The organism is Mesorhizobium sp. WSM4816 (assembly GCF_055811535.1).
Map to the genome: position 1 here is coordinate 1 of NZ_JBVVQR010000138.1, position 201 is coordinate 201.

The 201-nt window shown below is 65.7% G+C and carries 1 protein-coding gene; it reads right to left on the bottom strand.

Translation table 11 applies throughout. The annotated features are described in order from the left end of the window. The coding region (locus AC0L3H_RS33100; RefSeq protein ID WP_473588262.1) for a tyrosine-type recombinase/integrase at positions 1-173 on the bottom strand (173 nt) is incomplete at its 3' end. Between the last annotated feature and the right edge of the window lie 28 nt (positions 174-201).

Sequence of the window (201 nt, forward strand, 5' to 3'; positions counted from 1 at the left end):
TCGACATACCTCGCGAGCCGGTGCTCGAGAGCGTCGCGGCTGATCATCCTGCCGGTCTGTGTAGGGAAGAGGGGATCGGCCGGCTGCCCGGCACGTTCGGCTAGCCAGACGCGCAGCACGGCGGCCATGTTGGAGGTAAGGGGTGTGATCCGCTGCTTTCGCCCCTTTCCGATACAGCTGACATGAGCGCCGGAACCGAGG